The 23,285-nt window shown below is 68.7% G+C and carries 21 protein-coding genes; 5 read left to right on the forward strand and 16 right to left on the reverse strand.

Annotated features, from left to right (window positions below; all coding sequences use genetic code 11):
• Positions 1-133 precede the first annotated feature (133 nt).
• Entirely contained in the window at positions 134-1,486 is a 1,353-nt protein-coding gene (locus ACXYX3_RS21355) for an ammonium transporter (protein ID WP_458608917.1), read from the reverse strand.
• A 168-nt stretch (positions 1,487-1,654) separates the two neighbouring features.
• A complete protein-coding gene (locus ACXYX3_RS21360) occupies positions 1,655-2,497 on the reverse strand; it encodes a CE1 family esterase (protein ID WP_458608918.1) in 843 nt (280 codons plus the stop codon).
• A gap of 95 nt (positions 2,498-2,592) precedes the next feature.
• On the opposite strand from ACXYX3_RS21360, the gene ACXYX3_RS21365 reads away from it, so the two are divergent.
• Positions 2,593-3,240, forward strand: coding sequence for an NAD(P)H-binding protein (locus ACXYX3_RS21365; protein WP_458608919.1), 648 nt, complete (start codon positions 2,593-2,595; stop codon positions 3,238-3,240).
• A 94-nt stretch (positions 3,241-3,334) separates the two neighbouring features.
• Here the strand turns inward: ACXYX3_RS21365 and ACXYX3_RS21370 are convergent, their stop codons facing one another.
• The 6 genes from ACXYX3_RS21370 to ACXYX3_RS21395 are packed head-to-tail and all read right to left on the reverse strand — an operon-like array spanning position 3,335 to position 9,906.
• Positions 3,335-3,805 (reverse strand): type II toxin-antitoxin system Rv0910 family toxin, encoded by a 471-nt coding sequence (locus ACXYX3_RS21370; RefSeq protein WP_241203328.1) that lies wholly within the window; start codon positions 3,803-3,805, stop codon positions 3,335-3,337.
• A 5-nt stretch (positions 3,806-3,810) separates the two neighbouring features.
• Positions 3,811-4,068, reverse strand: coding sequence for an antitoxin (locus ACXYX3_RS21375; protein WP_241203329.1), 258 nt, complete (start codon positions 4,066-4,068; stop codon positions 3,811-3,813).
• Positions 4,069-4,078: 10 nt separating this feature from the next.
• Entirely contained in the window at positions 4,079-6,457 is a 2,379-nt protein-coding gene (locus ACXYX3_RS21380) for a cation-translocating P-type ATPase (protein WP_458608920.1), read from the reverse strand.
• Positions 6,454-8,037, reverse strand: coding sequence for a serine hydrolase (locus ACXYX3_RS21385; RefSeq protein WP_458608921.1), 1,584 nt, complete (start codon positions 8,035-8,037; stop codon positions 6,454-6,456). The genes ACXYX3_RS21380 and ACXYX3_RS21385 overlap by 4 nt, the downstream gene beginning before the upstream one ends.
• A gap of 28 nt (positions 8,038-8,065) precedes the next feature.
• A complete protein-coding gene (locus tag ACXYX3_RS21390) occupies positions 8,066-9,172 on the reverse strand; it encodes an MBL fold metallo-hydrolase (protein ID WP_241203332.1) in 1,107 nt (368 codons plus the stop codon).
• Positions 9,172-9,906 carry an enoyl-CoA hydratase gene (locus tag ACXYX3_RS21395; RefSeq protein WP_241203333.1) on the reverse strand — a complete coding sequence of 245 codons (735 nt, stop codon included), beginning with the start codon at positions 9,904-9,906 and terminating at the stop codon, positions 9,172-9,174. Before ACXYX3_RS21395 ends, ACXYX3_RS21390 begins: the two co-directional genes overlap by 1 nt.
• Positions 9,907-9,931: 25 nt before the next feature.
• On the opposite strand from ACXYX3_RS21395, the gene ACXYX3_RS21400 reads away from it, so the two are divergent.
• The gene (locus ACXYX3_RS21400; RefSeq protein ID WP_458608922.1) at positions 9,932-11,404 is read left to right on the forward strand and encodes a carboxyl transferase domain-containing protein; all 1,473 of its coding nucleotides are present in this window, start codon (positions 9,932-9,934) and stop codon (positions 11,402-11,404) included.
• 1 nt (position 11,405) lies between these two features.
• On the opposite strand, the gene ACXYX3_RS21405 is transcribed toward ACXYX3_RS21400, so the two are convergent.
• The 3 genes from ACXYX3_RS21405 to ACXYX3_RS21415 are packed head-to-tail and all read right to left on the reverse strand — an operon-like array spanning position 11,406 to position 14,399.
• Positions 11,406-11,666 (reverse strand): hypothetical protein, encoded by a 261-nt coding sequence (locus ACXYX3_RS21405; protein WP_241203335.1) that lies wholly within the window; start codon positions 11,664-11,666, stop codon positions 11,406-11,408.
• Position 11,667: 1 nt separating this feature from the next.
• Positions 11,668-13,662 (reverse strand): YhgE/Pip family protein, encoded by a 1,995-nt coding sequence (locus ACXYX3_RS21410; RefSeq protein WP_458612172.1) that lies wholly within the window; start codon positions 13,660-13,662, stop codon positions 11,668-11,670.
• A 14-nt stretch (positions 13,663-13,676) separates the two neighbouring features.
• Positions 13,677-14,399 carry a hypothetical protein gene (locus ACXYX3_RS21415; protein WP_458608923.1) on the reverse strand — a complete coding sequence of 241 codons (723 nt, stop codon included), beginning with the start codon at positions 14,397-14,399 and terminating at the stop codon, positions 13,677-13,679.
• Between the two features lie 41 nt (positions 14,400-14,440).
• On the opposite strand from ACXYX3_RS21415, the gene ACXYX3_RS21420 reads away from it, so the two are divergent.
• Together ACXYX3_RS21420 and ACXYX3_RS21425 are read left to right on the forward strand one after the other, a co-directional pair.
• Entirely contained in the window at positions 14,441-15,133 is a 693-nt protein-coding gene (locus tag ACXYX3_RS21420; protein ID WP_458608924.1) for a hypothetical protein, read from the forward strand.
• Positions 15,134-15,160: 27 nt separating this feature from the next.
• A complete protein-coding gene (locus tag ACXYX3_RS21425) occupies positions 15,161-16,036 on the forward strand; it encodes a crotonase/enoyl-CoA hydratase family protein (protein ID WP_458608925.1) in 876 nt (291 codons plus the stop codon).
• Positions 16,037-16,039: 3 nt separating this feature from the next.
• Here the strand turns inward: ACXYX3_RS21425 and ACXYX3_RS21430 are convergent, their stop codons facing one another.
• Positions 16,040-16,486 (reverse strand): hypothetical protein, encoded by a 447-nt coding sequence (locus tag ACXYX3_RS21430; RefSeq protein WP_458608926.1) that lies wholly within the window; start codon positions 16,484-16,486, stop codon positions 16,040-16,042.
• 32 nt (positions 16,487-16,518) lie between these two features.
• On the opposite strand from ACXYX3_RS21430, the gene ACXYX3_RS21435 reads away from it, so the two are divergent.
• Positions 16,519-17,631: an alpha/beta fold hydrolase gene (locus ACXYX3_RS21435; protein WP_458608927.1), complete on the forward strand. Its 1,113-nt coding sequence runs from the start codon at positions 16,519-16,521 to the stop codon at positions 17,629-17,631.
• On the opposite strand, the gene ACXYX3_RS21440 is transcribed toward ACXYX3_RS21435, so the two are convergent.
• Genes ACXYX3_RS21440 through ACXYX3_RS21455 form a run of 4 tightly spaced genes read right to left on the reverse strand, consistent with a single transcriptional unit; the run spans position 17,628 to position 23,285 of the window.
• Entirely contained in the window at positions 17,628-19,244 is a 1,617-nt protein-coding gene (locus ACXYX3_RS21440) for an AMP-binding protein (RefSeq protein ID WP_458608928.1), read from the reverse strand. The two genes, ACXYX3_RS21435 and ACXYX3_RS21440, sit on opposite strands and share 4 nt — an antisense overlap.
• A complete protein-coding gene (locus ACXYX3_RS21445; protein ID WP_458608929.1) occupies positions 19,241-20,935 on the reverse strand; it encodes an AMP-binding protein in 1,695 nt (564 codons plus the stop codon). The genes ACXYX3_RS21440 and ACXYX3_RS21445 overlap by 4 nt, the downstream gene beginning before the upstream one ends.
• Positions 20,936-20,967: 32 nt before the next feature.
• Positions 20,968-22,425, reverse strand: coding sequence for a purine-cytosine permease family protein (locus ACXYX3_RS21450; RefSeq protein WP_458608930.1), 1,458 nt, complete (start codon positions 22,423-22,425; stop codon positions 20,968-20,970).
• Positions 22,426-22,436: 11 nt separating this feature from the next.
• On the reverse strand, positions 22,437-23,285 hold the full coding sequence (locus ACXYX3_RS21455) for a nitrilase-related carbon-nitrogen hydrolase (protein WP_458608931.1): 849 nt from the start codon (positions 23,283-23,285) through the stop codon (positions 22,437-22,439).

Raw genomic sequence — 23,285 nt, forward strand, 5'->3', positions numbered from 1 at the left:
CCAGCCCAGGGGATGCGTAGAGGTGCTCGTTCACGCAACGCTGTGACTGACCTTCGGAACAAAATTCTTAGCCACTGTAACTTACCGCACCGTCGAATACACCGGGTGCATGAATTCAGGGCACCGCTTGCCGTCAGTCCGGCTGTGACGCCTGTTCGCCAGGGGCAATCGACCGAGGCCGTGTCGATTCCGAGGTCGGCCCTCCGGTTCCGAACGCTGCCGTCCGGGGTGGGGCGCCGTGCCCGAGCGCATGGCCGTGAACACCCTCGGCATAGGCGGTTTCGGCGTGCTGCGAGAAGTCCACGCCGGACACCTCGTCCTCGGCGCTGATGCGGAAGCCGATCACCCTGTCGATCGCCTTGGCCAGAAGAAACGATGCGGCGAAGGCGTAGCCCGCGACGACGACGACCGCCACCGCCTGCTTGCCGAGCTGACCGACGCCGCCACCGTAGAACAGACCGCTCGCCCCGCCCGTCATCGTGGCGGACGCGAGAAGCCCGATGAGCACGACCCCCACCACGCCCCCGACGAAGTGCACCCCGACGACGTCGAGGGAATCGTCGTATCCGAAACGGAACTTCAAGCCGATGGCGAAGGCACACACCACGCCGGCGACCAGACCCACCACCGCGGCACCGAACGTGGTGACGGTCCCGCACGATGGCGTGATCGCGACCAGGCCGGCCACGACGCCGGATGCCGCGCCGAACGTCGTCGGCTTGCCGTCGCGAATCTGTTCGACCGTGAGCCACCCCAGCATGCCCAGGCAGCCGGCGACCAAGGTGTTCAGGAAGATCGCGGCGGCGGTCCCGTTGGCGGCCAGGGCGGAGCCGGCGTTGAAACCGAACCACCCGAACCACAGCAGGCCCACGCCGAGGAGGACGAACGGCAGGTTGTGCGGGCGCATCGCCTCCTTCTTGAAGCCGATGCGCGGCCCCAGCACCAGGGCAAGCGCCAACGCCGATGCGCCCGAGACGATCTCGACGACCAACCCGCCGGCGTAATCGAGCACACCCCAGCGCATCAGCCATCCGCCGGGTGCCCACACCCAGTGCGCGACAACCGAATACACCACGATCACCCACAGCGGGACGAAGACCACCCACGCCGCGAACTTGGCCCGATCGGCGATCGCGCCACTGACCAGTGCGGCCGTGATGATCGCGAAGGTGAGCTGGAAAGTCACGAACAGCAGCTCGGGAACCTGCCCGTGCACGGTGTCTGCGGTGATCCCGCCCAACCCGAGGTGGGACAGACTGCCGATCACCCCGCCGGCGCGGCTGTCGGAGAACGCCAGGCTGTAGCCGGCGAGCAACCACGTCACCGTGACCAATGGGATCGCGATGAAGCTCATCATGATCATGTTGAGCACGCCGGTGGTGCGGACCATCCCGCCGTAGAAGATCGCCAGACCCGGTGTCATCAACAGCACCAGGGCGGTGCTGGCCAACAGCCAGGCGGTCGCTGCGGGATCGATCTGATTCACGTTCGCACTCCTTCGGGCGGTCCCGAACGAGGATGTCGGCCGCTCGTTTCGGCAAAGCGGCGATCATGTTTCCGGCATGTTTCGCGCGGTCCCGCCCGCATGCACCCGTCTCACCCGCCGGGATCACGCCCGGCGCGGCGGGGTGCGTCGCGCCCGGCTACCCGGCGGTCAGCGCCCGTGGGCGGCGAAGAAGTCGGCGCCCGCCTGGCCGGCGTCGTAGTTGAATCCGGTGGGCCAGACGTGCCCGCCGCCGCCGATGATCACGAACTCGACCGAGGTGCCGTCGGCGCAGCCGATCGACGATGACCGACCCGGTGCGTCGACAGGCGGAGGGCATCCGTCGATGGCACGCCAGCGATTGACCAGTTCTGGTGCGGAGACGATCACGCTCGGCCCGCCTCGGCCGACCATCGGGCCGCCGCCGAACGGGACCACCGGATCGGCATCACCGTGTACGGCGAGCACGGACACCGGCCGCGACGGCGCGCACGGCACCGTCGCACCGAGCGTCCCGGCGACCGACACCACGGCGGCGACCAGATCGGCGCGCTCACAGGCCAGCCGCTGGGCCATGAAGCCGCCGGCCGACATGCCCGTGACGAACACCCGGCCCGGGTTGACGCCGTACTCGCCGGTGAGCTGCGTGATCAACGCGGAGAGGAACCCCACGTCGTCGACGCCCTGCCGCTCGGGGACCGAACCACCGCGGCCGTCCGCCCAGCTCATGTCGACGCCGTCCGGGTACGCGACGACGAAACCGTGGCGGTCGGCGATGGCGTCGTAGTTGGTCCACGCCTCCTGGTCACGGCCCGTCTGCCCCGCACCGTGCAGGTTGATCACCAGGCCGGTGACGGCGCCAGGGGGCACGTGCACCGAGTAGGTGCGCTGCAGACCGCCGACCTGGAGGCCCTGCGCCGGCCCGGGAGCGGCGGAGGCCGGAACGGCGGATGCGACGACGGTGACCACCGCTGCGGCCAGCGCGGTCAGGACACGGACGACTGCCAGATGCACGGGCGCCAGTATCGACCCGACGGTTTCGCCCGGATCACGCCGGGGCACGGTGGTACACACGCACACCAGTGTTACCGACCGAGGAGGAATCGACGATGCAGGTTGTCATCGCAGGCGGTCACGGCAAGATCGCGGTGATCACCGAACGGCTGCTCGCCGCGCGCGGCGACCGGGCCGTGGGATTGATCCGCAACCCGGACCATGCCGCCGACGTGGAGGCCACCGGTGCCCGAGCGGTCGTGGTCGACCTCGAGAGCGCGACCGTCGACGAGGTCGCCGGCCACCTGGCCGGCGCGGACGCCGTGGTGTTCGCTGCCGGCGCGGGCCCCGGCAGCGGTGCCGCACGGAAGCAGAGCGTCGACCGGGATGCCGCGATCCTGTTGGCCGACGCCGCCGAAGCGGCCGGTGTGCAGCGCTACGTGATGATCTCGGCGATGGGTGCCGACGCCGACACACCCGATGACGCAGCCGACGACGTCTTCGTGGCCTACCTTCGCGCCAAAGGCGCCGCCGACGACGAAATACGTTCGCGGACACACCTCTCGACGACCATTGTGCGGCCAGGCCAGCTGACCGACGACGCACCGTCCGGGCGGGTCACGATCGCCGAGAGCACCGGCCGGGGCAAGATCGCGCGGGCAGATGTCGCGGCGGTCATCGTCGCGGTGCTCGACGGACCGGCGACCGCGGGCCGCACGTTCGAAGTGATCGCCGGGGACACCCCTATCGCCGACGCGCTCTAGTCGCCTCCTGCGAGCAGACGCGAACTCGAGCTTTTTGGGGCCTCCTCAGCTCGAGTTCACGTCTGCTCGCCGGCAGAATTCTCGCGGCAACAACTCAGGAGGGCGCGAACACGGCCTTGAAGCGGTTCAGCGACTCCTGGATGTCGCTCTGCAGCGCGCTGGCCACCACCATGCCGATGGGACCGAACAGCGCAGGCCCGCCCAGATGCACGTCGAACTGCACGTTCGAGCCGACGGGAATGTCTGTGCCCGTGTCTGCGCGCGTGCCTGCGGCGGGCCGCACCTTGCCGATCAGCTTCACCTTGACCCCGCCGCGCCCGACGCCGTTGAGCGTCATGGCCTCCGGCGGCTTGAAGTGCACGACCGTCCACGAGATGCGGTTGAGCATGCCTTTCACTTCGACGATCGAGTCGAGTGTCGTGCCCTTGTCGATGGTGTCGGGCAGCGGCGAGCGCCACATCCGGTGGATGGACAACCATTCCTTGAAGCGGGACAGATCCGACGCGCTCTCCCACGCCTGTTCGGGCGGCAGAGGCACGTCGACGGACACCGAGAGCTTGGCCATCGGCGTTACGACACCGGAGGCGCCGTCGGGGGCTCCTGCTGCGGCGGAACCGGCGGCTTGGCCGTCCCGGGCTGACCGGGGGCGCCGGGCTGACCGGTCTGGTCGCTGACGGCCTTCTTGGCGGCGTCCTGCACCTTGTCGACAGTCGAGGCGTACTTGCCCTGCGTCTTCTTGTCCACGAGGTCACCGGCCTTGTCGATCACGGTGTCCACTTTGTCGGCGTTCTTGGAGAGAAGATCTTTCGCCTTGTCCAAAAATCCCATGCCCCCGACTTTACCGTTCTGGCGAACGCCACAGCCTGCGGGTTTCACCGAGGAGCCTGCCCTGCACCCACCAGATCACCTCCACGGCCGCCGCCCCGAGCAGCCCGATGACCAGCGCCGTCGAGGTGGTCGCCAGGTTCGTCGGATCGAGCAGGAACACCTTCTGCGCCACCGGCAGGCTGAAGATCAGCACATAGGCCAGCGCGGACGCGACAACCAGGGCGACCCGCCACCACTCATAGGGTCGGGCCACCACCGCGAGCACCCACAGCGCCGACACCAACAGAGTGATCAGCGCCGCGGTCGAGGCCTGCGTCTGCTCGACCGCGGTGGCGGCGCGCCCCTGGTAGGCCAACAGGTAGGACACGAACGTCGCCAGGCCCACCACCACACCCGAGGGAAGCGCGGCGGTCATCACCCGGCGCACGAACCCGGAGTGAGCGCGCTCGGCATTGGGCGCCAACGACAGGATGAACGCCGGCACACCGATCGTGAACCAGGCGGCGATGGTGACGTGGATCGGCTGGAACGGGAACAGGAGCGGATCGGTGCCGAAGATCTCCGCCGACAGACCCGCGACCCCGACCAGGACCGCGAGCAGCACCGAATAGACGGTCTTGGTGAGGAACAGGTTGGAGACCCGCTCGATGTTGCCGATCACCCGCCTGCCCTCGCCCACGACGTAGGGCAGGGTGGCGAACTTGTTGTCCAGCAACACGATCTGAGCAACTGCGCGGGACGCCGAACTCCCCGATCCCATCGCCACGCCGATGTCGGCGTCCTTGAGGGCCAGCACGTCGTTGACGCCGTCGCCGGTCATCGCGACGGTGTGGCCGCGCGACTGCAGGGCGTGCACCATCGCCCGCTTCTGGTCGGGCCGCACCCGGCCGAACGTCGTGCATTCCTCCAAGGTCTCGGCCAGGCGATCGGGTTCGGTAGGCAACCGGCGCGCATCCATCGTCTCACCCGCGAGACCGAGGGAGGCCGCCACCGCACCCACCGACACCGCGTTGTCCCCGGAGATCACCTTCACCGAAACCCGTTGCGAGGCGAAGTATTCGAGGGTGTCGCGAGCGTCAGGCCGCACCCGCTGCTCCAGTACGACCAACGCCGCCGGGGTGACCGGGCCCGGAGCCTGCGGATCGTCGACCGGTACGTCGGCCGACCCCAGCAGCAGCACGCGCAGTCCCTGCGCACCGAGCCGCTCGGCCTGCGCGGCCGCCGACGACGTCGGGTCGAGCAGCACGTCCGGCGCACCGATCACCCAGTTACCGTGCTCCCCGTACGACGCCCCGCTCCACTTGGTGGCCGACTTGAAGGGTGCGGTGGCGGTGGCCGTCCAGCCCGGCGGCATGCGGTACGCCTCGGCGATCGCGGCCATGCTGGCGTTGGGCCTGGCGTCATCGGCCGCGAGCTGGGCGAGCACGTCGGCGACAGCGCTACCGTCCAGCGGCTCGACCTCGCTGACCCGCATCCCGTTCTCGGTGAGCGTGCCGGTCTTGTCCGCGCACACCACGTCCACCCGGGCCAGCCCCTCGATGGCGGGTAGCTCGTTGACCAGACACTGCCTCCGCCCCAGTCGGACCACGCCGACGGCGAACGCGATCGAGGTCATCAGCACCAGGCCCTCGGGCACCATCGGCACCAGCGCGCCGACCATGCGCAGGACGGATTCCCGCCAGCCCGCATCGGTGGTGAACAACTGGGTGTAGATGGTCAGCGCCCCCGCCGGCACCAGCAGGTAGGTGATGAACTGCAGGATCCTGTTGATGCCGCTGCGCAGTTCGGACTTCACCAACGTGAACTTGCTGGCCTCCTCGGCGAGCTTGGCGGCGTAGGCCTCCCGGCCCACCTTGGTGGCGCGGTAGACCCCGCTGCCCGCCACCACGAAGCTGCCCGACATCACGTGATCGCCGGAATTCTTGGTGATCGCATCCGCTTCTCCGGTCAGCAGCGACTCGTCCACCTCCAGGTTCGCCGCGTCGACGACGTCACCGTCGACGATGATCTGGTCCCCCGGGCCGAGCTCGATGAGATCGTCCAGCACCACCTCGCTCGGCTGCCGCGGCGCGGTACCGGACTGCCTGCGCACCAACGGTTTCGCCTGACCGACGATCGCGAGCCTGTCCAGGGTGCGCTTGGCCCGCAGCTCCTGGATGATGCCGATTCCACTGTTGGCGATGATCAGCAGACCGAACGCCCCGTTGATCACCGACCCGGTGGCGAGCACGATGACGAGCAGCACCCCGAGTATGGCGTTGATGCGGGTGAACACGTTGCCGCGCACGATCTCCGACACGCTGCGTGCGGCGCGCGTCGGGACGTCATTGGTCTTGCCCTCGGCAACTCGCCGGGCGACCTCGGCATCCGACAGGCCCGCGGCGGTCACCGCGTGAACACTCCCTTGCCCTCGGAGTTGTAGTAGTCCAGCGTCAGGCGGGGCCCGTCGAACGTCGCCGATGCGACCGTGCCGGGCGGCGCGTTCTCGGTGATGAAGTCGTAGGCGAATGTGTTGCCGTCCCAGTGTCGCAGCGGCACATCGAGATTCGCTCCGATCCGAAGCCGTAGGGCACCGTCGACCTCGGTCACGGTGGCGGGGCCCCAGAAGTCGTTGCGATACGTCCCCAGATAGTTCGACAGCGGCGCCGCGGGCGCCGGCGCGGCGGGTGGCTGCTTGCCGGACAGGGAACCTGTCGGCGCGTCGATCTGCGCGAAGGCCTTGGCGTAGAGGGTGCGCCAGTCTTGGCGGATCTCACCGAACTGCACCAGATCGGCGAACTCGGCGGTGAGTGTCTCCGGCACCCCGGTCGGCGTCGCGTTGGTGAGCGCGACGATCGCGACGTCGGCCGACGGCAGGATCAGGATGTTCGATCCGGCACCCAACTCGAACGCGCCGGAGTGACTCAGTTCGGTGCGTGCCGCCGATGTGGTGCCGACGTTGAACCCGAATCCGTAGAAGCCCGTGCGCATCGCGGGTTCGGTGGCCGGGCTGGACACCGACTGCGGAGTCAGCGCCGGCAGCAGCGCCGCCGGGTCGATCACAGCCCGGCCCTGGTAGGTCCCGTTGCCGAGCACCATGGCCAGCCAGTGCGTCATGTCCGTCACCGAGGCGCTGGCACCGCCGGCGGGGGCCTGCGCGTCGGCGTCCCGGACGAACTGCGGCCGATAGGTGCCGTCGATGCGAATGTGGCCCACCGCGCGATCGGGGCGGCGGGCGTAGTCGGCGAACCGGAAGCTGGCCGTCGTCATGCCGAGCGGACGGAACAGGACGTCGGTGGCGAGGTCCTCCCACGGCTTGCTCGCCGCCGCGGCTGTCGCCTCCGCACCGGCGGTGAATCCGAAGTTGGTGTAGGCGTAGGAGATCCGAAACGGATCGAGTGGATAGTCGCGCAGTTTCTCCAGGACCTGCCTGCGGTCGTAGCCGAGATCCTCGAGCAGGTCACCGGCGTGGTCGGGCAGCCCGGAGCGGTGCGACATCATGTCCCCGATCGAGACCATCGGGGTGACGGCTGGATCGGCGAGCGCGAACCACGGCAGCTTCGACACGACCGGGGTGTTCCAGTCGACGGTCTTCGCGCCGACCTCGTGGGCCACCACCGACGCCGACAGCGATTTCGACACCGAGGCGAGCTGGAACACGGTGTCCGAGCCGACCGCGTTGTCGGCGCCGTCGGGTCTGGTGAGATCTTTCTTGCCGAAACCTCTGGCGTACACGGTCTTTCCACCATGCACCACAGCGACGGCCATCCCGGGAATGCCGGAGGATCTCATCAGCTCCTCGGCGAGCCCGTCGAGCTGGGCCACTGCGCCTTCGACCGCGTCGGCGGGCAGCGGCATCGCCGGCACCAACGGCGGAGGCGTGTCGGCGTTCAGGCTCGGCGGAGCTGCCGACGTCGTCGTATTCGACGAGGGTGCGGCGCCGCAGCCGGCAGCCAGCAGGGACAGCACGGCGAGCACGGCCAGTTTCATGATCGAAACGGTAACCCGCGGCTGGTCGTTACAGCCGCCACCAGGGGTCGAACGTCGAGTCGCGGTCCACCCGGCCACCCGGGATGGGGACCGCGATCCGGACGCCTTCGGCGTCGGCAGCCACCACCAGCCGTTCGGCCGGCTCGGCCCAGGGGTGCGGCGCCAGCCGGAACGTCGCCCAATGGATCGGCATCATCAGTCCGCCGTCGGTCATGTCGAGGTGGGCGCGCACCGCGTCTTCGGGGTTCATGTGGATGTCGGAGAAGGCCGGGTGGTAGGCGCCGATCGGCAGCAGGGTCAGGTCGAACGGCCCGAACTCGGCACCGATCTCGGCGAAACTCTTCGTGTATCCGGTGTCACCGCCGAAGAACGCTCGGTGCTGGGGCCCCATCACCACCCACGACGCCCACAGCGTGGTGTCGCGGGTGAACAGCCGGCCGGAGAAGTGCCGGGCCGGGGTGCAGACCAGCGTGAGGTCCCCGATGCGGTGCGATTCGTACCAGTCGAGCTCGACGATGCGGCTCTCCGGGATGCCCCACTTCCGCAGATGCGCCCCGATGCCCAGCGGCACCAGGAACGGGGCCCGCTGGCTGTGCGTGAGCGCGATGACGGTGTCGATGTCGAGATGGTCGTAGTGGTCGTGGCTGATGATGATCGCGTCGACCGCGGGCAGCGCCTCGATCAGCAGCGGGATCTCGTGCATGCGCTCCGGACCGACGGCGCGCGACGGTGAGCACCGTCGGCTCCACACCGGGTCGGCCAGCACGCGGTAGCCGTCCACCTCGATCAGCGAGCTGGAGTGGCCGTACCAACTCGCCGCGACGGTCTGCGCGTCCGGATGCACCTTCGGCGGATCGGCGATCGGGATGGGCCCCGGCGGCTTGCCCTTGGAGCCGGCATTGGCCAGGTCGCGCAGCAGCGTGCGCTGCGCCTCCCGGTCCACCGTCATGCCGGACGGGGGCTCCAGATTGACGAACTTGCCGTCGCGGTACTGCGGGGAGCGCCGGGCCACCGGAGCGATCTCGGCGGGTGTGGCGCCCAACGAGGCCGAGGTGCCCTGCAGCGCCCGCAGTACCCAGCCGGCACCGAGCAGGGAGGCCGTCCCGAAGCCGAAGCGCAGCGCCGTGGAGAACATCAGGCGCCCTGGAATTTCGGCGCGCGCTTCTCGATGCGGGCCACCTGCGCCTCGATGATGTCCTGACTCTTCCACGCCTTGTCGAACAGCTCCTGATGCGCGGGCCACGGGTCCTCGTAGGCACCGTCGTCGTTGAGCACCCGCTTGGCGTGCTGCAGCGCCAGCGGCGCGTAGCCCGCGATCTCCTGGGCCCAGGCCTGGGCGTCGGCCAGCGTGCCGATCCGGTTGGCCATTCCGGTCTGCAACGCCGCCTCCGACGTCAGCCGCTCGGCGGCCAGCAGCATGCCGCGCGCGCGGCCGGCGCCCACGAGCGAGGTCAGCCGGCGGATGCTCCAGTTGTCCAGCGCTATGCCGTACTTGGCGACCGGGAACTGGAAGTAGGCCTCGGGCGCGACCACGCGCAGATCGCAGATCATCGACAGGATCACTCCGGCGCCGATGGCCGGGCCGTTCACCGCCCCGATGACGGGCAACGGCGCCCGGTCGATCGCGAGGTTGAGAGCCCGCGCCTTGTCCGGCAGCTCGTCGGCCACGCCCTGGCCGCCGGACAGATCGGCGCCGGAGCTGAACACATGGCCGGCGCCGGTGAGCACGATCGCGCGGACGTCCTCGCTGCCGGCTTTCTCGATCGCCTCGCGCAGACCGTCGACGAGTTCGGAGTTCAGGGCGTTGCGCCGCTCCGGACGCTGCATCTCCAGAGTCAGCACGTGGCCGTCACGGGTGGCTTCAATCATGGGCCCAGCCTATTAGCCTCGAGCTGTGAGCCGGATCCGCGCCCTCGAGCTGCGCGACGCCGTTCTCGACGAGGAATCCTTCGTGAGCTGGGATTCCGCGCCTCTCGAGGTCCCGATGTCCGACGCCTACCGGCGCGAACTGACCGCTGCCGGCGCGGCGAGCGGTCTCGACGAGTCGGTGCTGACCGGGGAGGGCCGGGTGTTCGGCCGCCGCGTCGCGTTGGTCGTGTGCGAGTTCGACTTCCTGGCCGGATCCATCGGCGTGGCCGCCGCGGAACGCATCGTCGCGGCGGTGCACCGGGCCACCGCCGAGCGGCTACCGCTGCTGGCCTCGCCCAGTTCGGGGGGCACCCGCATGCAGGAGGGCACCGTGGCCTTCCTGCAGATGGTCAAGATCACCGCCGCTGTGCAGCAGCACAAGCAGGCCCATCTGCCGTACCTGGTGTACCTGCGGCACCCGACCACGGGCGGGGTGTTCGCATCGTGGGGCTCGCTGGGTCATGTCACCGCCGCCGAGCCGGGCGCGCTGATCGGGTTTCTCGGACCGCGCGTCTACGAGCACCTCTACGGCGAACCCTTTCCCGCGGGCGTACAGACCGCGGAGAACCTTCGGCGTCACGGCGTGGTCGACGCGGTGGTACCGCTCGACGTCCTGCGCGCGACCATAGACCGCACCCTGACCGTGGTGTCCGACCCGCCCGGCACCGCCCCACCGGCTCCCCCGCCCGAGCCGCTGCCCGACGTGCCTGCCTGGGACTCGGTCGAGCTCTCCCGGCGTCCGGACCGGCCCGGGATCGGCGCGCTGCTGCGCCACGGCTCCACCGAACGGGTCCTGCTGTCCGGTACGGGACAGGGCGAGGCCGCGACGACGGTGCTCGCGCTGGCGCGGTTCGGCGGCCAGCCCGCCGTCGTCCTCGGTCAGCAGCACATCGTCACCAGAGTGGTCGGCCCCGCTGCGCTTCGCGAGGCGCGGCGCGGCATGGCGCTGGCCGCAGGTCTGCAACTGCCCCTGGTGCTGGTGATCGACACCGCGGGCCCCGCGCTGTCGGTCGAGGCCGAGGAGGACGGTCTGGCCGGCGAGATCGCGCGCTGCCTGGCCGATCTGGTGATGCTGGACACCCCGACGCTGTCGATCCTGCTGGGGCAGGGCAGCGGCGGCCCCGCCCTGGCGATGGTGCCGGCCGATCGCGTGATCGCCGCGTTGCACGGCTGGCTCGCACCGTTGCCGCCCGAGGGCGCGAGCGCGATCGTGTACCGCGATGTCGACCATGCCCCGGAACTTGCTGCGGCACAGGGTATTCGATCCACCGACCTGCTGCGCAGCGGTATCGTCGACGCGATCGTGCCAGAACATCACGATGCCGCCGACGAACCGCGCGCGTTCATCAGCCGGCTGTCGGACACCATCGCCGCCGAGCTGCACGCCTTGAGGACGGCACCCGCCGAGCAGCGCCTCGCCGCCCGCATCGAACGCTATCGCCGCATCGGCTTACCCTGAATCAGAGGAGCAGAGCGAACGCGCAGACCGCGACCTGCAGCACCAGCCCGCCCAACGCGAGCCACGCGGCCGGCCGCTTCCTGACCACCTGCGAGATCGTCACGGCCAGGGTGACCATGAGCATCGCGAACCCGCCGTAGCCCAGCACCGCACCATCGCCGTGGGAGAGGAACATCGCAGCGCGCCAACAGAAGGCCTGCAGGAGGAGCAGCACCACGGCACCGGCGAAATCCTTGAGCCGTCGATCGTCGTCGCGGCTCACGTCAGACCTCGATCGGTGGGTGGAGCCGCTCGATCGTGTACTGGCGGTTGCGCCGCGCCGCCCAGGCACTGGCGGCCAATGAGGCCAGCAGCACCGCCGACAGGACCGCGATCGCCGTCCACAGCCGAGCATCCACACCGCCGACGATCAACTGGCGTAACCCGTTGACCGCGTAGGTCATCGGATCGAAGGGGTGCAGGATCTGGAAGGGCTTCGCGGTGGTCTCGACCGGGTAGATCCCGCCGGCCGAGACCAGCTGCAGCATCAGGAACGCCAGTGTGGCGACGCGGCCGACCGCGACGCCCAGCACCGCGTTGAACGCCTGGATGAGAGCCAGGAAGGCGCCCGCGACGAGTGCCAGGAACGCGACCGTGGCCAGCGGATAGACCGCCTGCAAGCCCACCCCGAAGTGCACGACCACGTACATCACCACCACCTGGCAGACCACGATCAGCAGGCCCGGCCAGTACGACGCCAGCACCACACGCAGCGCGCCCAGTCCGTTCACGATGGGTCGGGATTGCAACGGTGTCAACAACATCCACACGATCAGCGCGCCGATGAACAGGGCCAGCGGGAGGAAGAACGGCGCGAACCCGGTGCCGAACGTCGCCGCCGGATGGGTGTTGCGCAGATCGAGCTCGGTCGGTGCGGCGAGGGTGCGCGCGACCTCGGTACGCTGCTGCGGACTCCACGACGGGATCTGCTGCGCGCCCTGACGCAAGCGGGTGGCCAGCTCCTGCCCGCCGGTGCGCAACTGCGCGGTGCCGTCGGCGAGTTGATGTGCGCCGGAGGACAATTGGTTGCCCCCGGCCGTTAGTTGACCCAGACCCGCATTCAAGCGCTGCGCACCGGAATCCAGTTGATGGACCCCGTCGCGCAGCTGCGCGACGTCGGAACGCAGACCGCCGTTCAGAGCTCGCGTCAGGAAGGTCCGTAGTCGGCTGTGGGGGTCGCCGAGTTCTCCCTCGAGCGTCGCGGCGCTGTCGCGCAGCCGGGTCAGCCCGTCGTCGGTCGTGGGATCGATGCCCTGCGCACGCAGCAGGTGCTGCGCGCCGGCGAGCGCCTGCCCGGCGTCACGGACCGCGGGATCGGGGTTGTTCTGCAGGAATCCGACGGCCTGATCGACGATCGCAGCCGCTTGAGCGCTGTTGATGTTGAGCGCGGCGATCCGGTCGGTCGTCGACCGGACGGCACCGGAGAGGTGCTGCGCGGCGCCGGCGACCTCGTCGGGATTCAGGCCCAATCCGCCCACCCGGTCGAGCACGTCGAGCAGCGGTGCGGTCGCCGTGTCGACGGACCCGCTCAGGCGCCGGGTGCCCGCGGCGAGTTGCGCCGATCCCGCCTGCGCGGTGCGCAGACCCGAGGTCAGCGTGTCGGCCCCACCGGCGAGCCGGTGCGCGCCGTCGTCGGCGGAGACCAGACCATCGGCCAGTTGCTGGGCGCCGCCGGCAGCCTGATCGAGACCCGAGCCGGCATCGGCGAGGCCGTTGACCACGGTGCCGATGCCGCGTTCTCCGATCTTCGCGTTGACCTGGTTGAGGATCTCGCGTGAGGCGTTCTGTCCGATGACGGTGCCGAGATAGTTGTTCGCGTCGTTGAACGTGAACTGCAGCGGTGCCTGCGCAGGACGGGGACCGGCGGGTGATGCCACCAGCTCGGAGAAGTTCTCCGGCAACGTGATCGAGAAGTAGAAGCGGCCGTCGGCCACACCGTCGGCGGCCTCCTGCGCGGAGACCTCCGTGAGGTCCAGCTGGCCCGAATTGAGCAGCGCGCGGGCGACCTCGTCACCGGCGTTCACCTGGGCGCCCTGCACCTCGGCGCCGCGATCGGCATTGACCAGCGCGACCGGCACCTTGCCCACCTCGGCGAACGGATTCCAGAACGCCCACAGGTACATCGCTCCGTAGAGCAGCGGCAACAGGATGATCGTGACGAGCGCGATCCGCGGCATCAACCCGTGCGAGTACCGCTTGAGATCCGTGCCCAGTGACATACCGGCCAGTACCACTACGCCCCACCTTCCTGATGTCCCGCCAGTTCGGCGCGGGCGACGCCGGCCACCGGTATCTCTCGCAGCCCGGGGCGGGCCGCGACGCCGTTGACGCTCGCCGTCAGCACCGTCTGTTCGCGGCCCAGATCGACCAGACGGTCGACCAGCAGCTCGCGGTTCGCGTCGCTGGTGACCTGCTCGAGGTTGCCCACCACGAGCAGCGCGGGGCGTCTGGTGTTGGCGAGTGCGATACGCAGCAGCAGACCGTCGAGCTCGGTCAGCTCCTCGACGAACTCCGTGCGGGGCGGCAGCGGCAACTCACCGAACACAGGCCCGCACACGCGCCGCAGATTGTCGTCATCCGCGCGGCGAATCAGCTTGTACCAGGGCGCATCCCAGCGCAGCTGCTCGGTGATGAGATCACCCACGGTGACGGACTCGGCGACGGTGTCGAGTTCGTCGATCCCGGCCAGGGCCGCAACGGCGAAGATGTCGCGGGCGCGGGTCCGTCCGAACACCGTCAGCGACCCCGACGTCGGACGCATCCGCCCGGCCAGCGTCATCGACAGCGCAGTGCGTCCCGACCCTGCCGGACAGACCATGACCGTCACGCCCGCCGCGGGGACGTCGAGGTCGACCGGGCCGTACACCGGACCCCACGGACCGCGCAGCGTGAGCCCCCGCGCGACGATCGCGGGCTCGGAGTCGTCGGGGACTGGATCTGACGGCGCGTCCGGCACAAGGGCAATTCCACCACATGACCCGGTGGCATTCTGGGCATGTGGAGGCGCTGTTGCAGTTCGCCGGGAACTACTGGTGGCTGGTCTTCCCGCTCGGCGGGGTGATCGGCGGCGCCGCGCGCGGCGTCTCGGCCGCCAACGAACGCCGTGCCCAGCGTCGGCTCGAGCGGTACCGCATCAAGCAGGAGACGAAAGTCGCGCTCGCCAGGGAGAAGGCTTCGGGCGCAGCCTCCACCGAGACCAGGCGCCGCGAGCTGACCAAGGTGCTCGAGCGCCACGATGCCACCGATGCGCGCTGGCTCTCCTACGAACTGGACGTCGCGAAGCTGCTGGACTTCCCGGTGATGACGGACATGCGGGAACCGTTGACGCTGGCGTTCCACAAGGCGAAGAGCCGGGCCGACCTGCTGCGGCCCACGCATGCCGACGACGTCCTGGGCGACCGCGATGCCGCGGCCGCGTATCGCGACGCGGTCGGCGACTACGTCGCCGCGTTCGATGCCGCCGAGGCCGAAGCGACCCGACGGCGGCGCAGCGACTTCTCCGCCGACGACCAGGACCGGCTGGCCCGCGCCCAGCATCTGTTGCGCTTGGCCGGCGACGACGCCGCCACACCGCAGGAGCGCCAGAACGCCTACGGCCGGGCGCAGAAAGAACTGGCCGGTCTCGTCGTTCTCCCCATCGCCACCCGCGCGGCGATCGAACGCACGGTGCTCGGCGAACTCGAAGCGTGAGCCGGGGCGGTCGGTAGCCTCACCGACGTGGATTACGAAACCCTGCACTGCACCGTCGATGCCGACGGGGTCGCGCTGCTGACGTTGTCGCGCCCCGATCAGCTCAACGCCTTCACGGTGACGATGGCCCGCGAACTCGAGCGGTTCTTCACCGTCGACGCCTACGACGACGCGATCCGTGCCGTCGTCGTCACCGGCGCCGGCCGCGCGTTCTGCGCGGGCATGGACCTCTCGGCCGACGGCAACGTGTTCGGTCTGGACGAGAGTCTGACGCCGACACCGGAACAGATGCAGGCCGACTACGCGACCGAGCCGTTGCACAGCGGCATCCGCGACACCGGCGGCCGCGTCACCCTCGCGATCCACGCGCTCCCCAAACCCGTCATCGCCGCCATCAACGGCGCCGCGGTGGGCATCGGCGCGACGATGACGCTAGCCATGGACATCCGCGTCGCATCCGACAAGGCGCGGATCGGTTTCGTGTTCGGCCGCCTGGGCATCGTGCCCGAGGCCTGCTCGTCGTGGTTCCTGCCCCGGCTGGTCGGCATTCAGCAGGCGCTGGACTGGGTGTACTCGGCCGACATCCTCACCGCCGAGGACGCGCTGGCCGGCCGGCTGCTGCGCTCGGTGCATCCGGCCGACTCGCTGGTCGCAGATGCGGTCGCGCTGGCGCGCAGCTACGTCTCCGGACGTTCGCCGGTGGCGCTGGCGCTGGCCAAGCAGTTGATCTACCGCAACGGCGCCGTCGAAACTCCGCTGCAGGCCCACCTCAGCGACTCGCTGGCGATGTTCTACACCTCGCTCGGCGACGGCAAGGAAGGCGTCGCCGCGTTCCGGGAGAAGCGGGCCCCGAACTTCACCGGCAGCGCGACCGAACTGCCGCGGATCTTCCCCGAGGGCTGAGCGTCAGGCCATCGCCAACGCGGTGAGCATGGCGCCGGAGGTGATCAACAGCAGCGGCACCCGCAACAGATTGCGCCGCGTCCAGCGCACCGCCGCGGCCTCGTCGACGTCGGCAGGATCGGTGCGTTCGAACTCCGCCGCCCGCGGGACGAGGTCGAACAGCGCCCACAGCCGCATCGTGGCGTGGCTGACCAGCGCCACCAGCAGCGGAATCCCGATCGCCGAGTCCCCCCACGTCAGGATCAAGGTGACGATCAGGAGAACCTCGAACACGACGGGCGCGGGCAGCCAGAACCGGACGCGCGCGATACCGCCGTTGCGCGACTGGATCAGCCCTGGGCGCCTCGGCCAGTACGGATCGACGACGAGCGCCTCGTAGAGGGCGGCACCCAGGCAGACACAGGCGGCCAGCGTGGTGGCGGCGAGCAGAACGAGCGTCGGGGTGGACACGAGGTCTGATTATCCCGGTGCCAGGATGGGTCATGCCCGACATCTCCGAGTTCCGCATCGCGATCCCCGACACCGACCTCGCCGACCTGCAGAACCGGCTGACCCGGACCCGATGGCCCGAAGCCGAATGCGTCGACGACTGGAGCCAGGGCCTGCCGCTGTCCTACGCGCGCGAGCTCGCCGCCTACTGGCGTGATGACTACGATTGGCGCACAAGGGAAGCCGCGTTGAATCGGTTCGACCAGTTCACCACCGAGATCGACGGGTTGCCGATCCACTTCGTGCACCAGCGCAGCGGTCGCGATGACGGCGAGAAAGCCTTCCCGCTGTTGATCACCCACGGCTGGCCGGGCTCGATCGTCGAGTTCTCCAAGGTGATCGAGCCGCTGACCGCCGCCGGATTCGACGTCGTATGCCCGTCGCTTCCGGGTTACGGCTTCTCGGGCAAACCCACCGCGACCGGCTGGGGCATCGAACGCATCGCGGCGGCGTGGGACGAGCTGATGGTTCGCCTGGGCTACCGGCGCTACGGCGCCCAGGGCGGCGACTGGGGCTCGGCAATCACCACACAGATCGGCCGCAACGAGGGCCACTGCGTGGCGATCCACACCAACATGCCGATCGGGCGGCCGCCGAAAGACCTCAGCGACATCACCGCCGAGGAGCGCGAGGTGCTCGAGGCCTACGCCGAGCACCAGCAGTGGGGCACCGGTTACTCCAAGCAGCAGTCGACGCGCCCACAGACGCTGGGCTACGGGCTCACCGATTCGCCCGTCGGACAGATGGCGTGGATCGTCGAGAAGTTCTGGGCCTGGACCGACAGCGACGGGCACCCGGAGAACGTGCTGACCAAAGACGAGATGCTCGACAACGTGATGCTCTACTGGCTGACAGCCAGCGCGGCGTCGTCGGCAAGGTTGTACTGGGAGAGCTTCGGCTCGTTCCGCGACGGCGGTCGGGTCGAATTGCCCACGGGCGTCGCGTCGTTCCCCAAGGAGATCCTGCGCTCGTCGCGCCGCTGGTGCGAAGCGACCTACAACATCACCCGCTGGACCACGATGCCTCGCGGGGGACACTTCGCCGCGTTCGAACAGCCCGAACTGTTCACCGACGACGTCGTCGCGTTCTTCTCCGAATTCCGCTAGAGGCCGAAGATCTCGACGCTGCGCTCGCGCATCTCGACCTTGCGCACCTTCCCGGTGACGGTCATCGGGAACTCGTCGACCACGTGCACGTAGCGCGGGATCTTGTAGTGCGCCAACGCCTCCGACGCGAACTGCCGCAGGGCGGCCGCGTCGAGTGCCGGCCGGCCCGGGCGCATCCGGAGCCAGGCGCAGACCTCCTCCCCGTAGGTGGGGTCCGGCACCCCGATTACCTGGGCGTCCTCGATGTCGGGATGGGTGTAGAGGAACTCCTCGATCTCGCGCGGGTAGATGTTCTCCCCGCCGCGGATCACCATGTCCTTGATGCGGCCGACGATCGTGCAGTAGCCGTCCTCACGCATGACCGCGAGATCACCGGTGTGCATCCACCCGTCCGGGTCGATCGCCTGCGCGGTCTTCTCGCCGTCGTTCCAGTAACCGAGCATGACCGAGTAGCCGCGGGTACAGAACTCGCCGGGCTCGCCGCGCTCGAGGGTCTCGCCGGTGTCGGGGTCGATCACCTTGATCTCCACATGCGGGTGCGCCCTTCCGATCGTCGCCGTACGCCGCTCCAGATCGTCGTCGACGCGCGTCTGGCAGGACACCGGCGACGTCTCGGTCATGCCGTAGGCGATCGCGACCTCCGCCATGTTCATGTCGTTGACGCAACGCTTCATCACCTCGACCGGGCACACCGAGCCCGCCATGATCCCCGTCCGCACCGTCGACAGGTCGCGTCGGCCGAAGTCGGCGTGGTTCTGCATCGCGATGAACATCGTCGGGACCCCGTACACCCCCGTGCACCGTTCCGCTTCGATGGCGCTCAGCGTCGATCCCGGATCGAACCCCGGGGCGGGGATCACCATCGTGGTGCCGTGACTGGTGCAACCCAGGTTGCCCATCACCATGCCGAAGCAGTGGTAGAACGGCACCGGGATGCAGAGCCGATCCCCAGGGCCGAACCCGATGAGCTCGGTGGTGAAGTAGCCGTTGTTGAGGATGTTGCGATGCGAGAGGGTCGCACCCTTCGGGAAACCCGTTGTGCCCGAGGTGTACTGGATGTTGATCGGATCGTGGTTGTCGAGCCCGGCGGCACGGTCGGCGAGCTCGTCGACCCCCACCGCGGACGCCCCGGCGCGCAGCGCATCCCAGTCGGGAGTGCCGATGAACACGACATCGGTCAGATGCGGAACGGACCCCCGGACCTCACGGACCATGCTCACGTAATCCGAGGTCTTGAACGACGTCGCGGCGATCAGCAACCGCGTCCCCGATTGCTCGAGCACATAGGCGAGTTCATGCGTTCTGTACGCCGGATTGATGTTGACCAGGATCGCGCCCACCTTGGCGCACGCGTACTGCGCGATGGTCCACTGCGCGCAGTTCGGCGCCCAGATCCCGACGCGATCGCCCTTTGCGATGCCTTTCGCCATCAGGCCGCGGGCGATGACGTCGACCTCGGCGTTCAGCTCGGCGTAGGAGTACCGCAGACCCTGCGCGACATCGACGAGCGCCTCGACACCACCGTGGCGGGCCGCGGTGCGTTCCAGGTTCGCGCCGATGGTCTCCTCGAGGATCGGCGTGTCGACCGGACCGGCCTCGTAACTGGCGCTCATGACAACAGATCCTCGTACCGGTGTTCGGTCTCGATGGGCGTACCCGCGGCATGCGCCTCCTCCTCGCGGCGGCGCAGGTCGACGCGGCGGATCTTGCCCGAGATCGTCTTGAGCAGGTCGAAGAACTCGACGCGGCGCACCTTGAGGTAGGGCGCGAGGTGGTCGCGGCTGTACTGCAGGATCTGCCGGGCTGTGTCGGCGTCGGCAGACCAGCCTTCGGCAAGTGCGACATAGGCCTTGGGCACGGCGAGGCGGGTGTCGTCGGGAGCGGGCACGACGGCCGCCTCGACGACGGCCGGGTGTTCGATGAGCACGCTCTCCAACTCGAACGGCGACACCTTGTAGTCAGAGGACTTGAAGACGTCGTCGGTGCGGCCGATGTAGGTGATGTAGCCGTCGGCGTCGCGGTTGGCCACATCCCCGGTGTGGTAGTAGCCGTCACGCATGACGTGCGCGTTGCGCGTCTCGTCGTCGAGGTAGCCGGTCATGAGATTCGGCGGAGCCTCACCCAGGTCGAGGCAGATCTCCCCCTCCTGCGCCCGCACTCCGGTCAGCGGGTCGATCAGCACGACCGGCACCCCGGGCATCTGGCGACCCATCGAGCCGGCCCTCACGGGCTGTCCAGGGGTGTTGCCGACCGCCAACGTCGTCTCGGTCTGGCCGAACCCGTCCCGGATCGTCAGACCCCAGGCCTTCTCGACCCGGGAGATCACGTCCGGGTTGAGCGGCTCGCCCGCGCCGAGGATCTCCCGTAGCCCCTCGGGCCTGGCACCCAAATCGGCCTGAATAAGCATGCGCCACACGGTCGGCGGCGCGCAGAACGTGTTGACCCCGGCGCGGCGCAGCTGGTGCAGCAACGCCGCGGCGTCGAAGCGGGCGTAGTTGTAGACGAAGATCGTCGCCTCCGCGATCCACGGCGCGAAGAAGCAACTCCACGCATGCTTGGCCCACCCGGGTGAGCTGATCGCCAGGTGGACGTCACCAGGCCGCACCCCCAGCCAGGCCGCCGTCGTCAGATGCCCGACCGGGTAGCTGACCTGAGAATGCTCGACCAGCTTGGGCTTGCTGGTGGTGCCCGAGGTGAAGTAGATCAGCAACGGGTCCGACGGCACCGTCCCCGGGGCGAAAGGACCCTCGGGTTCCACGGCGGCGGCATCGGCGTACGGATGCCAGCCCGGCACCGGCTCTCCCACCGCGATGCCGACGAACGAGGCGTCCACCCCGTCGAATTTCGCGGCATCGCCGGAGTTGGCGATCACGAAACCGGCGCCGCCGCGTCGCAGCCTATCGGCGACGTCGTCGTGGCCGAGCGCCGCCGTGGTCGGCATGATCACCGCGCCGAGCTTGGCCACCGCGAGCATCGACTCCCACAGTTCGACCTGGTTGCCCAGCATCAGGATGACCCGGTCCCCGCGACCGACGCCCACCTCCTGTAACCACGTCGCCACCTGATCAGAGCGCGCGGCCATCTGCCCGAAGGTCACCTTCTCTTCGCTGCCGTCCTGCTCGACGATCCACAAGGCGACGTCCTGCGGGCGGTCGGCAGCGACGATGTCGAACCAGTCTGTCGCCCAATTGAAGTGCCCCGTGATGCTGGGCCACTCGAAGGTCTCGACGGCCGTGTCGTATTCACCGATCATCTCGATGAGGTGGTCACGTGCCGCGCGATACCGATCGGTGTTGGTGGTCATGGCTCGATACTGCCCTGCGGCGCGTCGAACTCCTAGGTCTCCACAGGTGCGATGCGCCCCGAGAAGGTGACCGCCTCGATGCCGTGCTCGCGCGCATCGTCTTCGGCTTTGGCGTGTTCGGCCGACAGATCCAATGACCGCGCCATCAGCAGGTAGGCCACGGCAGAGACGACGAGCCCGATGAACAACGCGACATCGACGTCGCCCATTGCGGCGGCGATCGGGCCGGTGTACCAGACGGTCACCACGAACGGGATCATCGCGACAATGCCGATCGCGTAGGCTGCCAGCCCGCGCCAGCCCCACGTGCCGTACACCCCGCCGCGCGGCACGAAGATCTCCCGCACCGCGTAGTGGCCGCGACGCACGAAGTAGTAGTCGACCAGGTTCACCGACGTCCACGGGACCAGCAGGTAGAGCAGGACGACGAGGAAACTACCGAAGTTGGAGAGGAATTCACCGCTGGACAGCACTGCCCCGAGGAGCCCGCACAGTGCGATCACCGTGCAGGACAGCACACGTAGGCGGCGTGTGGGTTTCACCGCTCGGAACGAATCCACCACGGTGATCAGCTCGATGGACGCGGCGTAGATGTTGACAGTGATGACGGTGACCAGCCCGGGCAGAGCCGCGACGAGCAACCACACCCCCGAACCGGGCAGGATGTCGTCGGCCGTCTGCCGGACCGCCTCGAGTGGGGACAGGTCGGCGAAAAGCGCGGCGACGAAGGCGCCGAGCGCCATCAGCCAGGCGGCTCCGACGAACACGCCAGCGTAGGTGTGGAACAGCGCGGCGCGCGGACTCGTCTGCGGCGGTAGATAGCGAGAGTAGTCCGACACGTACGGAGCCCACCCGAGTGCATAGGCGGCTGCCGCGGCGAACTGCACCAGGAAGGCGCCCCAGCTGAAGCCGCCGAACCCGAACTGTCCGGCCGGCAGATCAGCACTGAGAAGGGCGGCGACCGTGAACACCCCGAACGTCGCGAGGAAGAGCCATGTCAGCCACGTCTGGACTCGGTGGATCCAGTGGTATCCGAAGATGGCCAGCGCCAACGCCAACGCGCTGATCCCGACGAACCACAGATCGCGAACGTCGGAACCGGTCGTCAGCGTCAACACATCGGCGGCGAGGATCTGGTTGAAGACGTTGAATCCCACGATGGAGAAGATCACGACTGCGCAGATCACCACCACCCCGCGGTAGCCGAACTGTGCGCGTGACTGGATCATCTGCGGCAGTCCCAACTGCGGGCCCTGCGCGGAGTGGAATGCCGTGAACACGGTGCCGACCGCAGCGCCGATCGTGATCGCCAGCAGGGAGGTCAGGAACGACGCCCCAAGTGCCGCGCCGACCATGCCCGTGGCCAACGTCGTCAGGTTCGCGTTGGACATGAACCAGAGGGGGAACAGCGTCGAGGGCTTACCGCGGCGATCCTGCAGGGGCACCCAATCGATCGACTTGGATTCGATGGCGGATGAGTCAGTGGACATCGGGTCTCGCTTCACTCGAATGACGGCACACAGGTGGGGATTCGGGGAACCACGATGTCCCCGTACAGGTCAGGTCGCCGATCGGCGAACAGGTCGTTGAACGGGCCGATCGTCTTGTCGGAGGTCAACGTCAGCACAGCGGTGGCGGGGTCCTCGACGCCGGCGGAGGTGGCACAGACCCAGCCGTCGGGAGAGATGACGCAGGTACCTCCCGTCCACTCCACCCCGCGCTCCGCGCCGTGCCGATCGGCGATCACGGTGGGCAACCGCGACGAGCGCGCGGCCGCCATGGCCTGGACGATCTCGGGTGCATGTTCACCCACGGGCCGATCGACCAGAGGCCAATTGACTGGAAGGGCAAGAACATCGGCGCCGGCCAATGCGAGCCGCCGTGGCAGTTCCGGGAATTCGTTGTCGTAACAGATGGCCAGTCCGAGCCGGCAGATCGGCGTGTCGACAACTGCGCCGGCCTGCGCACCCGATTCGAAGATGCTGCGTTCAGCCGCCCACAGATGGGACTTGCGGTAGCAACCCAACACTCCGTCGGCGCCGACGACCAGAGCCGAGTTGTACAGTTGCTCCCCGTCACGCTCACAGAAACCCACCACCAGCACCGTGTCACGAGAGAGGTCGGCACCCAGCTCGGTCAGGACAGAATCTCCGGCCGTCAGGGCGCAGGCGCGGGCTTCATCGCGATCGGCGAACACGTATCCGCTGGTTGCCAATTCGGGCAGCACCACGAGGTGCGGACCGCGCCTCCCGACGGCCGCGACAGCGGCTCGGATCCGCGCCAGATTGCCGTCGACGTCACCGATGGTGACGTCGACCGGTACCGCCGACACTCGCAGTTGCGTGGTCAT

The sequence above is a fragment of the Mycobacterium sp. Panama NTM2 genome (assembly GCF_054355555.1).

Excerpts from the sequence above, each read along its gene's own strand:
- ACXYX3_RS21395 (WP_241203333.1), bottom strand. The coding sequence starts at position 9,906 with ATGATTGAAGCCACCCGTGACGGCCACGTGCTGACTCTGGAGATGCAG.
- ACXYX3_RS21440 (WP_458608928.1), bottom strand. The coding sequence starts at position 19,244 with ATGAGCGCCAGTTACGAGGCCGGTCCGGTCGACACGCCGATCCTCGAG.
- ACXYX3_RS21445 (WP_458608929.1), bottom strand. The coding sequence starts at position 20,935 with ATGACCACCAACACCGATCGGTATCGCGCGGCACGTGACCACCTCATC.
- ACXYX3_RS21455 (WP_458608931.1), bottom strand. The coding sequence starts at position 23,285 with ATGACCACGCAACTGCGAGTGTCGGCGGTACCGGTCGACGTCACCATC.
- ACXYX3_RS21410 (WP_458612172.1), bottom strand. The coding sequence starts at position 13,662 with ATGTCACTGGGCACGGATCTCAAGCGGTACTCGCACGGGTTGATGCCG.
- ACXYX3_RS21375 (WP_241203329.1), bottom strand. The coding sequence starts at position 4,068 with ATGGGATTTTTGGACAAGGCGAAAGATCTTCTCTCCAAGAACGCCGAC.
- ACXYX3_RS21450 (WP_458608930.1), bottom strand. The coding sequence starts at position 22,425 with ATGTCCACTGACTCATCCGCCATCGAATCCAAGTCGATCGATTGGGTG.
- ACXYX3_RS21370 (WP_241203328.1), bottom strand. The coding sequence starts at position 3,805 with ATGGCCAAGCTCTCGGTGTCCGTCGACGTGCCTCTGCCGCCCGAACAG.
- ACXYX3_RS21365 (WP_458608919.1), top strand. The coding sequence starts at position 2,593 with ATGCAGGTTGTCATCGCAGGCGGTCACGGCAAGATCGCGGTGATCACC.
- ACXYX3_RS21390 (WP_241203332.1), bottom strand. The coding sequence starts at position 9,172 with ATGTTCTCCACGGCGCTGCGCTTCGGCTTCGGGACGGCCTCCCTGCTC.
- ACXYX3_RS21385 (WP_458608921.1), bottom strand. The coding sequence starts at position 8,037 with ATGAAACTGGCCGTGCTCGCCGTGCTGTCCCTGCTGGCTGCCGGCTGC.
- ACXYX3_RS21435 (WP_458608927.1), top strand. The coding sequence starts at position 16,519 with ATGCCCGACATCTCCGAGTTCCGCATCGCGATCCCCGACACCGACCTC.